The organism is Micromonospora arborensis (assembly GCF_003205615.1).
Classification (GTDB): Bacteria; Actinomycetota; Actinomycetes; order Mycobacteriales; family Micromonosporaceae; genus Micromonospora; species Micromonospora arborensis.
In genome coordinates this window covers 148388-162257 of record NZ_PYBV01000013.1, presented here as the reverse complement: position 1 = coordinate 162257, position 13870 = coordinate 148388, and the positions used below count along the sequence as shown (strand labels likewise).

General features: G+C 70.4%; 11 protein-coding genes. 7 read left to right on the top strand and 4 right to left on the bottom strand.

The window, feature by feature from the left end:
* Positions 1-6 precede the first annotated feature (6 nt).
* The 6 genes from C7C45_RS11270 to C7C45_RS11245 all read left to right on the top strand — a co-directional run bounded on the left by C7C45_RS11270 (position 7) and on the right by C7C45_RS11245 (position 7257).
* Positions 7-1134, top strand: a complete 1128-nt coding sequence (locus tag C7C45_RS11270; protein WP_110563569.1) for an ABC transporter permease — start codon at positions 7-9, stop codon at positions 1132-1134.
* Between the two features lie 10 nt (positions 1135-1144).
* Positions 1145-2245: an ABC transporter permease gene (locus C7C45_RS11265; protein WP_110563568.1), complete on the top strand. Its 1101-nt coding sequence runs from the start codon at positions 1145-1147 to the stop codon at positions 2243-2245.
* Positions 2242-3858, top strand: coding sequence for an FAD-dependent monooxygenase (locus C7C45_RS11260; protein ID WP_110563567.1), 1617 nt, complete (start codon positions 2242-2244; stop codon positions 3856-3858). The genes C7C45_RS11265 and C7C45_RS11260 overlap by 4 nt, the downstream gene beginning before the upstream one ends.
* A gap of 122 nt (positions 3859-3980) precedes the next feature.
* Positions 3981-5621: an NAD(P)/FAD-dependent oxidoreductase gene (locus C7C45_RS11255; RefSeq protein WP_110563566.1), complete on the top strand. Its 1641-nt coding sequence runs from the start codon at positions 3981-3983 to the stop codon at positions 5619-5621.
* Positions 5618-6865, top strand: a complete 1248-nt coding sequence (locus tag C7C45_RS11250; protein ID WP_208641125.1) for a cytochrome P450 — start codon at positions 5618-5620, stop codon at positions 6863-6865. Before C7C45_RS11255 ends, C7C45_RS11250 begins: the two co-directional genes overlap by 4 nt.
* Positions 6862-7257: an SCP2 sterol-binding domain-containing protein gene (locus C7C45_RS11245; protein WP_110563565.1), complete on the top strand. Its 396-nt coding sequence runs from the start codon at positions 6862-6864 to the stop codon at positions 7255-7257. The genes C7C45_RS11250 and C7C45_RS11245 overlap by 4 nt, the downstream gene beginning before the upstream one ends.
* A gap of 95 nt (positions 7258-7352) precedes the next feature.
* On the opposite strand, the gene C7C45_RS11240 is transcribed toward C7C45_RS11245, so the two are convergent.
* The 4 genes from C7C45_RS11240 to C7C45_RS11225 are packed head-to-tail and all read right to left on the bottom strand — an operon-like array spanning position 7353 to position 12237.
* The gene (locus tag C7C45_RS11240) at positions 7353-9002 is read right to left on the bottom strand and encodes an NAD(P)/FAD-dependent oxidoreductase (protein ID WP_110563564.1); all 1650 of its coding nucleotides are present in this window, start codon (positions 9000-9002) and stop codon (positions 7353-7355) included.
* On the bottom strand, positions 8999-10561 hold the full coding sequence (locus C7C45_RS11235; RefSeq protein WP_110563563.1) for an NAD(P)/FAD-dependent oxidoreductase: 1563 nt from the start codon (positions 10559-10561) through the stop codon (positions 8999-9001). The genes C7C45_RS11240 and C7C45_RS11235 overlap by 4 nt, the downstream gene beginning before the upstream one ends.
* Before the next feature lie 18 nt (positions 10562-10579).
* The gene (locus C7C45_RS11230; RefSeq protein WP_110563562.1) at positions 10580-11926 is read right to left on the bottom strand and encodes an NAD(P)/FAD-dependent oxidoreductase; all 1347 of its coding nucleotides are present in this window, start codon (positions 11924-11926) and stop codon (positions 10580-10582) included.
* 29 nt (positions 11927-11955) lie between these two features.
* On the bottom strand, positions 11956-12237 hold the full coding sequence (locus tag C7C45_RS11225; protein ID WP_110563561.1) for a phosphopantetheine-binding protein: 282 nt from the start codon (positions 12235-12237) through the stop codon (positions 11956-11958).
* A gap of 304 nt (positions 12238-12541) precedes the next feature.
* Between C7C45_RS11225 and C7C45_RS11220 the strand changes: the two genes are divergently transcribed.
* Positions 12542-13864, top strand: coding sequence for a cation:proton antiporter (locus C7C45_RS11220; protein ID WP_110563560.1), 1323 nt, complete (start codon positions 12542-12544; stop codon positions 13862-13864).
* The last annotated feature ends 6 nt before the right edge of the window (positions 13865-13870 follow it).

Below are 13870 nucleotides of genomic sequence, written 5' to 3'. Positions count from 1 at the left end.
ACGACGATGTTTCGCGCTATCCGCGCACTGGTGCGCAAAGACCTGGTCATGACCTTGCGCAGCCCGGTGTTCCTGGTGATCAGCATTCTGGTGCCGGCGCTGTTCGCGCTGCTCTACTCGCTGATCGTGCAGGCCGCCACGACCGTGCCGATCGTCGTGGCCCGCGACTCGCAGGGCGTCTACAGCGACCAGTTCATGCAGATCATGCGGTCGATGAAGTCGGAGGACGGCAAGGCCTGGCTGATCAAGACCGAGGACCCGGAGCGCGCCGCCGAGATGTACCGCGACGGCGACACCATCGGGCTGGTCCGCATCCCGGCGGGCTTCGACACCGCGGCGGCCGCCGGCCGGGCCGAGGTGAACCTCCAGCTGGAAAACATCAACTCCGACATCACCAAGAACTTCGAGCTGCGCATCGAGCACATCATCCGGGAGATGAGCGTCGCGTCGTCGCCGTCGGCCGCGGTCGTGATTCAGGAGAATCCGCGGTTCAGCAAGGACATGAGCTTCCAGCGCTACATGGGCACCGGGTTGTTGATGTTCACGATCCTGTACGCCGCCATGGTCAACACCGGCAACCTCGTGGCCCGCGAATGGGAGGACCGCACGGCCAAGGGCATCGTGCTGGCACCGCGCAGCTTCACCCCGTTCATCGTCGGCAAATGGGCGGTCACCTCGGTGCAGACGCTGCTCAGCACCGCCCTGGTGGCCGGCACGCTCGCACTGACCCTGGACTATCCGTTGTCCCGTCTCGGCCCCGGCACCTGGCTGCCGATGCTGGCGCTGTTCTTCTACGGCGCGGCGCTGGGCATGCTGCTCGGCGTGGCGCTGCGCCGGTCGCTGCCGGTGGTGCCCTTGGCGGCGGTGCTCACCCTGGTGCACTTCCTGCTCTGCGGCTTCGAGTCCTACCTACGCGGCTACGCGCACGGCGGGCTCGTCGAGGCGCTCTGGCTCTCCACCAGGTACTGGCCGGTGGCGTCGATGACCGACCAGATCCGCGCCGCGATGGAGGGCCTGCCACTGGTGGCCACCCTGCCCGGCGCGGCCGGCTGGATGGCAGCGCTGGTGGCGGTGCTGGTGACGTCGTCCGTCTGGTTCCTCCGGTCCCGTCTCACCTTCACCCAAGGACAGTAGGGAGGTTGTAATGTCCATCCTGCGCGCGATTCTGGCGGTCTTCCACCGCAACCTGCTGCTGCTCCGGCGGGAACGAGCCTTGATCATCCAGGTCGTCATCGTGCCGTCGGCCATGCTGATCCTGTCCACGATGGTCTACGGCGGTGTCGGCGACGCCTACCCGGTGGCGCTGGTCAACCAGTCGAGCTCCGCGGCCGGTCAGCAGGCGGAGCAAGCCGTCCGGGACGCCCACTCCGACATCGGTCCCTACTTCCGGATCGTCACCACCGACCTGGCCGAGGCCCGGGACGAGCTGAGCTGGGGTCGGCTGCACGCGGTCATCGTGATCCCGCCCGACTACGACCAGACGCACCGCATCCAGGTCGACTCGTTCAACGTCAACTCGGACGCGGCGAAGAACTACCGCGGCCGGATCGAGCTGGCGGTCAACTCGATCAACGCGTCGGGGGCGCTCGACGTCGAGTTGGCCAAGCAGACCGAGCATCCGGACGACGTATGGCGCGCCGCGTATCTCGGCGGCAGCAGCATCCTGCTCGCCTGGTTCTTCGGCAGCATGCTGATCGCGGCCAACCTGATGCTCGTCGAGCGGGAATACCGCACCCGCAAAGAGATCCTGCTGACGCCGCTGCCGATCGCCGCGGCCGGCGGTGGCATCATCCTCTCGGCGGTGCTGATGGCCACCGTGATGTCGTTGCTGCCGCTGGCCCTCTCGTACGCCATCGGCCACTTCGAGGTGAGCCCGGGCCGGCTGCTCGGGGTCTATTTCGGGTTCCTGCCGGTCATGGTGGCCTGCGCGGCGTTCGGCCTGGTCCTCGGCTACCTACTGCGGCATTTCCGGGCCGCGCAGCCGGTCGTCACGCTCGGCGCGATCATGACGTTCTTCGTCTGCGGCGGCTTCAGCCGGATGGCGTACCTGCCCGAGGCCGCGCAGGCCTTCGCGCGCTGGTGGCCGTTCACGCCGATCTTCGAGTGGTACAACCCGGTCATCCATGGGTTCGCCGACCTGTCCGCTGGCCGACTGACCGCCGTCATCGCGGCCGCCGTCGTGGGCCTGCTGCTCGTCCCAGTCGTCTATGCAGGCGAACACCGCCGGGGGGAGGAGCGGGCATGACGACCGAGATGCGTCACACCACGAGCCCGGTCCTGATCGTCGGCGCTGGTCCCACCGGCCTGATGCTCGCCGCGGAGCTCTCCCGGCACGGCGTCCAGGCGCGGCTGGTGGACCGCCGCTCCGGGCCGGTGCGGGAGAGCCGGGCGCTGGCCGTGCTGATGCGTACCTTGGAAACCTTCGACGATCTGGGGCTGGCCGGCAGCGTGGTCCGGGACGGCGTGCCGATCATCGGCATCCAGATCAGCGACGGTGCCGACGAGGTCGCGTCGGTCGAACTGGGCAAGGCTGAGTCGCCGTTCCCGTTCAGCGTCGCGCTGCCGCAGTCCCGGACCGAGGAGATCCTGCTTGAGCACACCACCAGGCTCGGCGTCGAGCCGGAGTGGGGCACCGAGGTCATCGCCTGGCGCGGCGACGGCGACAGCACCTCGGTAATCATGCGGCGCGCGGACGGCGCCGAGGAGGAATGCACCGCCGAGTGGCTGGTCGCCTGCGACGGCGCGCACAGCATGATCCGGGAGGCGGCACGGATCGGCGGCGCCGGCCACGACCTGAACCGCACCTTCCTGCTCGCTGACGTCCGCGCCCCATGGCGGCTCCCGCGCGACCGGATCCAGGTCATCTTCGGCGGGCACGGGGTGTTCGCCGCCGTCCCGTTGCCCCGCCCGGACGGCTGGCGGCTGGTGATCGACTACGAGGGCGACGACGTGCATGAGCTTGGCCCGCATCCGGACATCGAGGTGTTCCGGCGCCTGGTGGCCGCAGAAACCACGCTCGACCCGGCCCTCTCCGACCCACTGTGGACAACCCAGTTCACAGCGCGGCAGCAGCGGGCCGAGCGATTCCGCTCCGGGCGCACCATCCTCTGCGGCGACGCGGCGCACAGCCACAGCCCGGTCGGCGGCCAGGGCATGAACACCGGCCTGCAGGACGCGTACAACCTGGGCTGGAAGCTGGCACTTGTGGTGCAGGGCGCCGCTGGCGAGATGCTCATCGACTCGTACGAGCAGGAACGCTCCAATGTCGCCAAGCAGGTTCTGCGGCGCACCGAGCGGGCCACCAAGGCGGTCACCTTGCACTCGCCGGTGTCGCGGATGATGCGCGACGGCGTCCTTCACCTCCTCGACCGGATCCGCCGGGCGGAGGAGAAGGTGGTGCGCTCCTTCGGCGGACTCAACATCGAGTACCGGGACAGCCCGGCCGTGCTCGACCGGTGGCAGGCCGCCGGCCCATCCGGGCCGGCCCCCGGTGACGTCGCGCCGGACGGCTTCCTGCGCGACCGCAACGGCTACGAGACCCTGCGGCACCTGCTGCGCGGGCCGGGGCACCGCCTGCTGCTGTTCGGCGGGCAGCAGCAACCGGCGGCGCTGGCCGAAGCCGCCGACCGGGCCCGGGCGGTACTCGGCTCGCTGGGCCGGGTGTTCACGGTGGTGCGCAAGCCAATGCTGGACGTGCCGGCCGGCGTGTTCGTGGACCAGCACGGCGACGTGCACCGCAGGTACGGCGCCGACCGCCCGGCGATGTTCCTGATCCGTCCGGACGGCTACCTCGGCCTGCGGGCGGACGCCCACGACGTGACGCCACTGCGGGAATACCTGGACCGCCTCCGGCAGTGATCGGGACCCCCTTCCGGAGGGGTGCTCCGTCCCAGGGGGGACTCCTGGGTGGGGAAGACAGGAGCGCGCCACGTTCATAGCGTGCTCCTAAGACGGAAGGCCGGACGGGAGAAGGGGTCGAGATGGCGCAGGAGTCCTCCTACGACGTGGCCGTGCTCGGGGCCGGGTTCGCCGGCTCCGCGCTGGCCGCGGCGCTCGCCCGGGGTGGCACCCGGGTGCTGCTTCTCGACCCCGGGGGCCATCCCCGGTTCAGCACCGAGGAGATCGTCACGCCGTACACCGCGACGCTGCTGCGCACCATGGCCGTCTGGCATCGGGTGCCCGAGCTGGCCTGGCTGGCCGACGCCCCCTCGGCCAGCCGGCGGGTGAGCCGCAGCACGGGGGTCGGACGCACGCTCGGCTTCCTCTACCACCACCACGGGCGGGCCCCGGCCGCCGCGGACGTCCTGCAGATCACCAGCCCGGCCGCGATACCGGCTGAGCCGACACTGTACCGGCAGGACACCGACAGCTTCCTGTTCCACGCCGCGGTGCGGTACGGCGCCGACGCCCGGCAGCACGTGCGCCTGGCCGAGGTCCGCATCGAGACGTCCGGGGTGTCCCTCACGGCCGTCGACGGCCGGCGGTTCCACGCTGGCTTCGTCGTCGACGCGGGCGGTGGCGGCGAGGCCTTCGCCGCGGGGGCCGGGCTCGTCGACGGCGAGGAGTTGCCGGCGCATAGCTGGTCGCTGCACACGCACCTGGTCGGCGCCGGCTCGATGCGGGAGGCGACCGGCTCAACCCGTGCGTTCGGTGCGCCGGGCCGCTGGGACGACGGGCCGTGCTACCACGTCTTCGACGGCGGCTACCTGTGGCGGGTGCCGTTCGGCAACCATCGCAGGTCGACCAGCCTGGTCACCGGCGTTGGCCTCACGGTGGACGCGACCCGGTATCCGTTCCCGTCCGGCGCGTCGCCGGGCGACGTTTTGCGGGACCTGATCGAGCCGTACCCGATGATCAGGGCGCAGCTCGGTGCGGCCCGGGTGGTGCAGCCGTGGACCGTGGTGACCCACCGTCCTCCGGCCGGCACCACCCTGGCCGGGCCGCGGTGGTGTGCGCTGCCTGGGCGGGAACCGTCCGGCTTCTTCCTCTCCCGCGGGCTCACCGACCAGCTCGCCGCGGCCGGCCTGCTGGCGGTGCTGCTGCGCGGGCGCGGCGCCGGCGGACTCGACCCGGCCGGCGTGGCCACCGCGAAGGCGACGCTGGCGAGCCTGCGCGCCGGCGGCAACACCCTCGCCGAGATGGTGCTCGCCGGCACCCGCAGCCCGCTGCTGTGGAAGGCAGTGCTGCGGGTCTGGGAGGTCGGGCTGCTCTTCGGCACGCTGCAGGCGCAGGGCGCGCTGCGGCGGCTGCGCCGTGGCGACGACCGCCCGGCCCGCGCGCTGGCCGGCAGCCCCGACGCGGGCTCGCCGTTCCCCGGCGACGCTGGCTTCCGGCGGCTGCTCGACCGGGCGGTCGGCCTGTGCGCCGACGGCGCCGCGGACCCGTCCGCCGCGGGGGAGCGCCTCTTCGTGCTGCTCCGCGACGCCGAGGTGGTGCCGGACGTGTTCGGCTTCACCGACCCACGCAAACGCTACTACCACCCGACACCGCCGGACCTGGCCCGCCTCGCACTGTGGACGCTGCGGTCGGCGCCGCCCGGCACCGGCGCGGTCGTGCGCGACGGGCTCCGCGCCGTGCTCGGCGCGTCGGCCCGGCCTTCGACCGGAGGAGCAAAGCCGTGACCATCACCCCCACGATGTTCAACGAGGCCGCCGACGCGGCCCTGTCCGAGGTGCTGCTGTCGCCGGAGGGCCGCACCGACCCGTACTCGCGGTACCACCGCCTGCGCGAGGCCGCGCCGGTGCACCACAGCGCCATGGGCCTGTGGGTGCTCAGCCGGTACGACGACGTCAACCAGGTGCTGCGGGACAAGGAGGTGGGCAAGGACCCCGAGCTGTTCATGGACGGGCGGTTCGGTGGGGACTGGGCCGAGCACGCCTCGCTGCGCCGGATGAGCACCAGCATGTTGTGGGCCAACCCGCCCACGCACACCCGGCTGCGGCGGATCATCGCCCGGGCTTTCACTCCGCGCCGGATCGACGCGATGCGGCCGGTGATCGAGTCGCTGTTCGACGAGTTCATCGAGCCGCTCGCCGCGGCCGGCGGCGGCGACATCCTCAACGACGTCTTCTACGACATTCCGCTGCAGGTCATCTGCGCGATGCTGGGCGTGCCGCGGGAGGAGGCGCCGCCGCTGCGCGCGCCGATGAACCACTTCCAGCGCACCTTCGAGCTGGGCCTGACCTCCGAGGAACTGCTCGAGGCGGACGCCGGCGCCGAGTTCAGCGACGAGTACTTCGACGGCCTGGTGGCGCGGCGGCGCGCGGAGCCGCAGGATGACCTGCTCTCCGACCTGGTGCAGATGGAGGACGAGGAGGGCCGGCTCAGCCACGCGGAGTTGATCGGCTTCTGCAACATGGTGGTCGGCGCCGGCTTCGAGACCGCCACCCACCTGCTCAGCAACGCCGTCTACGCGTTGCTGCGACACCCGGAGCAGATGGAGCTGCTGCGCAAGGACCCGTCACTGATCCCGGGCGCGGTGGAGGAGGTTCTGCGTTGGGACCCGCCGGTCCACCTGGTGATCCGGATGACCAGCCGGCCGCTGATCGTGGCCGGGCAGGAGATCCCGCCCCGGTCCACGGTCATCACGCTGCTCGCCGCGGCCAACCGCGATCCGGAGAAGTTCCCCGACCCGGATCGCTTCGATGTCCGCCGCGACGACCACCAGCCGATCTCGTTCAGCGCCGGCATCCACCACTGCCTCGGCTGGGCGCTGGCCAAGCTGGAGGCCGAGGTCGTCCTGGACCGGCTGCTCCGGCGGTTCCCGGTGCTGCGGCTGGACGGCTCGCCCGAGTACCGCCCGCGGCTGACCCTGCGCGGGCTGGAGACGCTTCACGTGCACACCGACCAGGAGGCCCCCCGATGACAACGGTCAAGTACCTGTCCGAGGAATTCTTCCGCGAGTTGGAGCGGCGCGCCGCCGACCAGCCCGAGCGACCCGGCACCGACCTCGATGTTCAGTACGTGGTGCTCGAGCACCCCGAAGCCGGCCGGTGGCCCTACTACTTCCGCATCCGCAGCGGGCGCATCGTGGAGGCCCGCATCGGCGAGGTGGCCGAGCCGTCGTTCACCATCACCGCGAGCTACCCCGACAGCGTGAAGCTCCAGGAGGGCAAGATGCACCCGGCGACCGGCTTCATGACCGGCCGGCTGAAGGTCAGCGGTGACCGCGCCAAGCTCCTGCGGCTCATGCCCGTCTTCCAGTCCCGCGCCTACCAGGCCGTCATCGAGGACCTGCGGGCCATAAGCGTCTACTGAATGCCCCTCGCCGCCCCCCGTCGGCGCAGCGGGCAAGGAAAAAGGATCGGGCCCATCTCAGCCGATGGGCCCGATCCCCTTGTGGTGTCTGCCGCTCAGAAGAGCCGCCGGCCGCGGGTCGCCGACTTCAGCATGTCCCGCGCGGTGCCGATCACCATCTCCTTCTGCTCCGGCGGCGCCTCCCGGGCCGCCCAGCGCAGCACCTTGGCGAGCACCCTCGGCGACGGCTTCAGGTACGGCCGGTTCTCGTCGGCGAAGCCCACCCCCGGTGGCACGAAGTCGGCGTCCCGCATCCGGCTGAACAGCTCGCGTGCGACGTCGTCGGCGGAGGTCAGGCCCTTCTCGTATGCCGAGCAGCCCTCCACCATCGCGTCGAAAAGCTTGCGGTAACCGTCGTGGTCCGGCCACCACAGGCCCACGTTCGGCGGGTCCTCCAGCGCCGTCAGATGTTTCACGTCGCCGGTGGTGCGGTACTTGGCCAGCGCCCGCTGCACCCGGAACCCGCCGATCACCGAGCCGAACGCCCAGATCCGGAACACCGCGTTCCAGAGCGGGTACGTGTCGAACGCGGTGAACGCCGAGTTGACCAGCTTGTCGTTGAAGTCGAGCAGGCCCTGTTCGAGCTTCTCCACGTAGGCGAACCGCTGCACCGAGAAGTCGTCGTCCTCCAGCGCCGCCAGCAGCCGCCAGGCCAGCGCGTTGATGACCTCGGCGGTGTTGGACAGGCCCCGGGAGAACAGCGGGTCGAGGAAGCCCGCGGCATGCGACATCAGGCACCAACGGTGCCCGATCGAGTTGCGCGACGAGTACTGCAGCCGACCGGTGCCGACCCACTCGCGCACCGGTCGCGCGTCCGCGAACTGCCGCGCCACCGCGGGGAACCGGGCGGCGAACTGGTAGAACTCCTCGCCGGGCGATACCCCGTCGGGCTTCGGGTAGAGCCGGTTGTCCATGGTGAGGCCGACACTGCACAGCGGGTTGCGCGAGTACGGGTTGTTGTTGAACGGGATGACCCAGAACCAGCCGCGCTCGAACAGGTGGTGCATCGTGCCGTGGTGCCAGGGCACCGGCGGCCGCTGGTCGGCGCTGTGCCGCAGCACCTCGTCGGTGTGCTTGACCCCGATCATGTGGGTGAAAATCGACCGGGAGTGATGCTTGAATCGGCAGGGCTGGTCCCGCAGATCCAGTTTGTCGGCCAGCGGGGAGCGGAAGCCGCTGGCGTCGACCAGGTAGCGGGCCCGGATCTCGGCGCCGTCGGCACCGCGCACCACCACGACGTCCTCATCGAGTTCCACGTCCTCGACCCGGTAGCCGAGCTTGGCCTGGCAGCCGTACCTCACCGCCACGTGGAACATGTGCGCGTCGGTGTCCTGCCGGAACAGATGGCTGGAGGTGTGCAGGACACCGGGGGTGTTGAACTGGTTGGCCTCCCAGTGATCCGGTTCCTCGCCGGGCCGGTGGTGCAGGAAGCCGAAGTGCTTCTTCCAGCCGAAGGACGGGTTGATGTCGCGGGTGCAGGCCTTGAAGTTACTGAGCGTCTTCACCTCGGGCACGTCGTACCGGTCGGCGATGGCCTGCAACGTCAGCAGCGTGTACGGGATCATCGACTCGCCGATCGCGAACTTCGGGTGCGAGCCCGCGTCGATCACCAGCACGTCCGCGCCGTTGCGGGCCAGGACCGCGCCGAGGATGGAACCGGCGATACCGGCGCCGAGGATCACCACATCATGGTCGTACTTCTTCATCTCCTGCTCCTTCGCATGGCCGTGATCAGCGGGCGGACCTCGTCCGGCGCGTCCCACCGCAGCAGCCGCACCAGATCGGCCGGGCCGGGGTGCAGAAAGCGCAGCGACGGGTCCGCCAGCGGCAGTCCGGGCGGCACGAGGCCGGTGGCCCGCAGGCCGGCGTGGATCCGGCCGGCCGCCGCCTGCGCGCTGGTCCGGCCGGCTGTCACGTCGTCGATGTCGGCGCAGGCCCGCTCGAACAGTTCGTGATAGCCCTCGTGGCCGGGGAACGGCAGGCCCAGATACTTCGCCGTCTCCAGCCGTTCGAACTCCCGCCCGGCGTGCTCGACCGTGAGCCGACCGTAGAAGGAACCTAGTTCCCACACCGCGAGGAAGGCCCTCCACAGCCCGTAGTCGACCGACGCGCCGAAGAACGCGTGCACCAGGCGGTCGTCGGCATCCATCGCGCGCTGCGCGAACTCGGTCATGAACTGGAACCGGCGCGCGCCGAAGTCGCCCGTGCGGATCGCGTCGAGCAGCCGCCCGCCCAGGAAACCGACCGCCTCCAGGCCGCGCAGCAGCGGCCGGGACATGAGCGGATCGACGAAGCCCGCGGCCTCACCGATCGCGCACCAGCGGTCGCCGGCGCAACCGTCGCCGAGCGGCGCCGACTCGAACGTGGCCCACGGCTGCACCGACCGGGCAGCGCCGAGCTGCGCGCGGATGTCCGGGAACCGGTCCAGCAGCCCGGCCCACAGCTCGGCCGGCTCGCCCACGGCCTCGACGCCGGTCAGGGATGCGCCGACACTCCACACCAGTGGTGTGCCGTCGCGGCCCGGACCGAACGGCACCACCCACACGTAGCCGCCGCGGAACACGTGATGCAACGGGCCGGCGCCCCACGGGACCGGCGGCCGGTCCGGCGGCGCCAGATCGAGCGAGCCGACCCGCACCATGTGGGTGGCGATGCCGGCCGACCGGTGGCGCAGCCGGCTCGGCTGCTCCCGCGTGTGGAACAGGTCGATCAGGCGGGCGCCGCGGCCGCCGGTGTCCACCACGAACCGGGCCCGGATGGTCCGGCCGTCGGCGCGCACCACCGTGACGCCGTCCGCGTCGGTCACCACCTCGGCCACCTTGGCCTGCTGGTAGGAGGTGGCGCCGTAGCGGCAGGCGGTGTGGAAGACGTACGCGTCGGTGTCCTGCCGATACAGCGTCGGTGGTGCCGGCAGGACGCGCGGCGGCGCCAGTTGGAACACCTCCCGTGGTGCCCGTGGCCCGCCGCCGCGGTGGTAGACGAAACTGCTGGCCTGGGCCGTGCCGAGATGCGCGGACACCTCAGTGCGCGCACGCTTCGCGGTGGCCAGCGCCGCGAGCTCGGGCACGTCGTAGCGCTCGGCCAGCATCCGCAGCAGCGCGGCGGTGTAGGGGGTGGCGATCTCGCCCGGGGTGTAGCGCGGGTGGGTGTCCTCGCTGATCAGCGCCACCCGGGCGCCGCGCCTGGCAAGCACGGCCGCGAGGGTCGAGCCGACCAGACCGTTGCCGAGAATCGCGACGTCGAACGTCGCCGCCGTGCTCTGCATGCCAGCGCCTCCGGATCGTCAGAACAGGGGAGCCGACGCCGGAGCCCGCAGGCTGCCGAGGTGCCGGTGCCATAGGTGGTCCGGGTCGTTCTCGACCGCCCAGGTCACCTTGCGCATCGCGGCCAGCGCGGCCGGCTCGGCGTCGTCGTACACGTCGCCCTGGAGCATCTTCAGTACGTCGAGGCGGTACCGAGGGTCCTGGACGAACGCGGTGAACAGGATGTTGAGCCGGTAGTAGATCGAGATGAACTCGTACCAGTTGTGCACGCCGCGGCGCAGTTTCTCCTCGTACGTCGCGAATGCCGGCTTGCCGAAGTCGCCCTTCTCGGCCGCCGCGATGATGTCGGTGGAGGCGATACGTGCGCTGTTGAGCGCCACGCTGACGCCGCTGGAGAAGATCGGGTCGACGAAGCGGGCGGCGTCCCCGATGAGGACGAAGTTGTCCCCGCAGATCTCCTTCATCCCGTAGCTGTAGTCGCCCTCCGACTTGAACGGGCGAACCTGGTCGCTGGACCGCAGTGCGGCGGCGAGCGCTGGGCGGCTGCTCACGCACTCCCAGAAGAACTGCTCCCGGTCGGACGGCGACGAGGCGAAGTGCTTCTTCTGGGTAACCACACCGACGCTGGTGATCGTGTCGGTGATCGGGATCTGCCACACCCAGGTGTCGCTGATCGGCAGGAAATGGATGAAGATGTAGTCGGCCTGCCCCTCGCGCGACGCCAGTGCCTGCCGGTCCAGGCTGTCGAACCAGGCGTGGATGGCGTACTGGTTGAAGACCGGGTCGGAGACCTTGAGCTTGAGCTGCCGGCCGAGCAGCGTGCCGCGGCCACTGGCGTCGATGACCATGCGGGTGCGCACCGACATCTCGTTGCGGCCGAGCGAGAAGACGAGGTTCGGGTTGGGCTGCTCGAAGTCGACCCGGCGGACCCGTACCCCCTCGAAGACCTTCGCGCCGAGCGAGTTCGCGTGCTGCAACAGCAGCAGGTCGAACTTCCCGCGGTCAACGTGGTATGTGTAATCTTGGTGCACCCCGGGCTGGTCGCGCTCGTTGAAGAGGATCTCGGCCGAGCCGAAGCCGTGCGACAGCCCGCTGAAGCCGAGCGTGGGGATGTCGTCCTCGGCCGCCGACGTCCAGGCCGCCCCGTATTTGCGGGGGAAGCCGGCGCCGTCGACGAGGGACAGCGCCCCGATGTCGGCCAGCACCGGCGTGGTGGCGGGCACCAGGGACTCCCCGACGTGCTGGCGCGGGAAGAGCTCATCCTCGAATACCGCCACGGAGAGCCCGGCCTTGGCCAGGTATGACGCGGCGGTTGAGCCGGCCGGCCCACCACCGATGATGCCGATGTCGAAATCGACGTCACTCACGCTGACTCCTCGTCTGTCGATGGCCGCGCTTAGACGCGGGCCGGGTCGTCGTGCAGGCTGATGACGAGGCGCGTGATCGCGTCCAGGTCCCGGAAGTTGCGGCCGACGATGAGCTCGGGCGACACGTCGACCTGGAGCTCGTCGCGGATGAAGCCCAGCAGCTGGGTCAGCCGCAGAGAGTTGAGTACGCCCCATTCCAGCAGCGGGGTCTGCGCCGTCAGCCCTGGTTCCGAACCGGTCTGTCCGGCCCCCGCCAAGACATGTTTCTCCACAAATTCCAGGAGAATTTTGAGCGTCTGGTCGTAGTCCATCTGAAACCCCCTCTGCGGATCTGAAGAATGACAAGGCGATAGCCACCGCCCGGTATGCCGAATGTAGACAGCGGGCGGGGATATGGCTTCCACCGTTGTAGTGACGTGATGAGCAGCGGAGCTGGCGTGCAAGACCACATTTGTGTGGGCATCCGGTCGGCTGGTGTGCCTACAAACATCGCCGAACGGACCAGAGCCGGGCACCGAAGACCTGCTGATTCCGACGGAAGATGACGCCGATCGGTTTCCCTACGCTAACTTGCGGCGATTCCCCCGCCGTGTCGCAGCCGAGGGAGGTCCGACGATGAGTGATCCACTACCGTCGCTGGCACCACATGTCCTGCTCGTCTTCCTGTTACAGGTTTCGCTGCTGCTACTGGTGGCGCTCGCGCTGGGCCGCCTCGCGGTCCGCCTGGGACTCCCCGCGCTGGTGGGTGAGCTGCTCACCGGCGTCCTGCTGGGTCCGTCGCTGGCCGGCGCACTGGCGCCCGGCGCGTTCGAGTGGGTGTTGCCCGCCGATGCGGATCAGTTGCACCTGACCGACGCGGTGGGCCAACTCGGCGTGCTGCTGCTGGTCGGCCTGACCGGTGCGCAGCTGGACCTGGCGATGGTGCGCAAGCGCGGCTCGACCGGGGTGCGGGTGAGCTTGTGCGGGCTCCTGCTGCCGCTCGCGCTGGGCATCGGCGCCGGCTTCGTGGTGCCGGGCCTACTCATCCCGGACGGGACCGGGCGCGGCGTCTTCGCTCTCTTCCTGGGCGTGGCCATGTGCGTCACCGCGATCCCGGTGATCGCCAAGACGTTGGCCGACATGGGCCTTCTGCACCGGGACATCGGCCAGCTCACGCTGGCCGCCGGCACAGTGGACGACGCCGTCGGCTGGTTCCTGCTGTCGGTGGTCTCGGCCGCGGCGACCACCGGCGTACGGGCCGGGGCGGTGTCGCTGTCGGCGTTGTACCTGGTGGCCTTCGTGGTGGCGGCGATGTTCATCGGCCGTCCGCTGGTGCGCTGGGCGATGCGGCTCGCCGGCCGGGCCGGAGACGGCGGCGTGCGGGTGACCGTGGCCGTCGTGGTGATCCTGCTGGGCGCTGCGGCCACCCACGCGATGAAGATAGAGCCGCTGTTCGGCGCGTTTGTCGCGGGCATCCTGGTGGGTCAGGTAAGCGGTGACGATCCGACCCTCTGGCAGCACCTCTCACCCCTGCGGACGGTCGTCCTCAGCGTGCTGGCCCCGCTGTTCATGGCCACCGCCGGCCTGCGCATGGACCTGACCGCGCTGGCCGACCCCAAGGTGCTGCTCACCGGAATCGCGCTGCTGCTGGTGGCGGTCGTCGGCAAGTTCGCGGGCGCCTACCTGGGCGCTCGCACCAGCCGGCTGTCGCACTGGGAGGGCATCGCCCTGGGGGCCGGGATGAACGCCCGTGGCGTGGTCGAGGTGGTGGTCGCGACCGCCGGCCTGCGCCTGGGTGTGCTGAACATCGCGACCTACACCGTGATCGTGCTGATCGCCGTGTTCACGTCGTTGATGGGACCGCCGATCCTGCGCCACGCCATGTCCCGCGTGGAGACCACCGTCGCCGAGACCGAGCGGGAGCTGGCCCTGGCCGGCGTCGCGCGGCCGGCCGGCTGAGCGGGG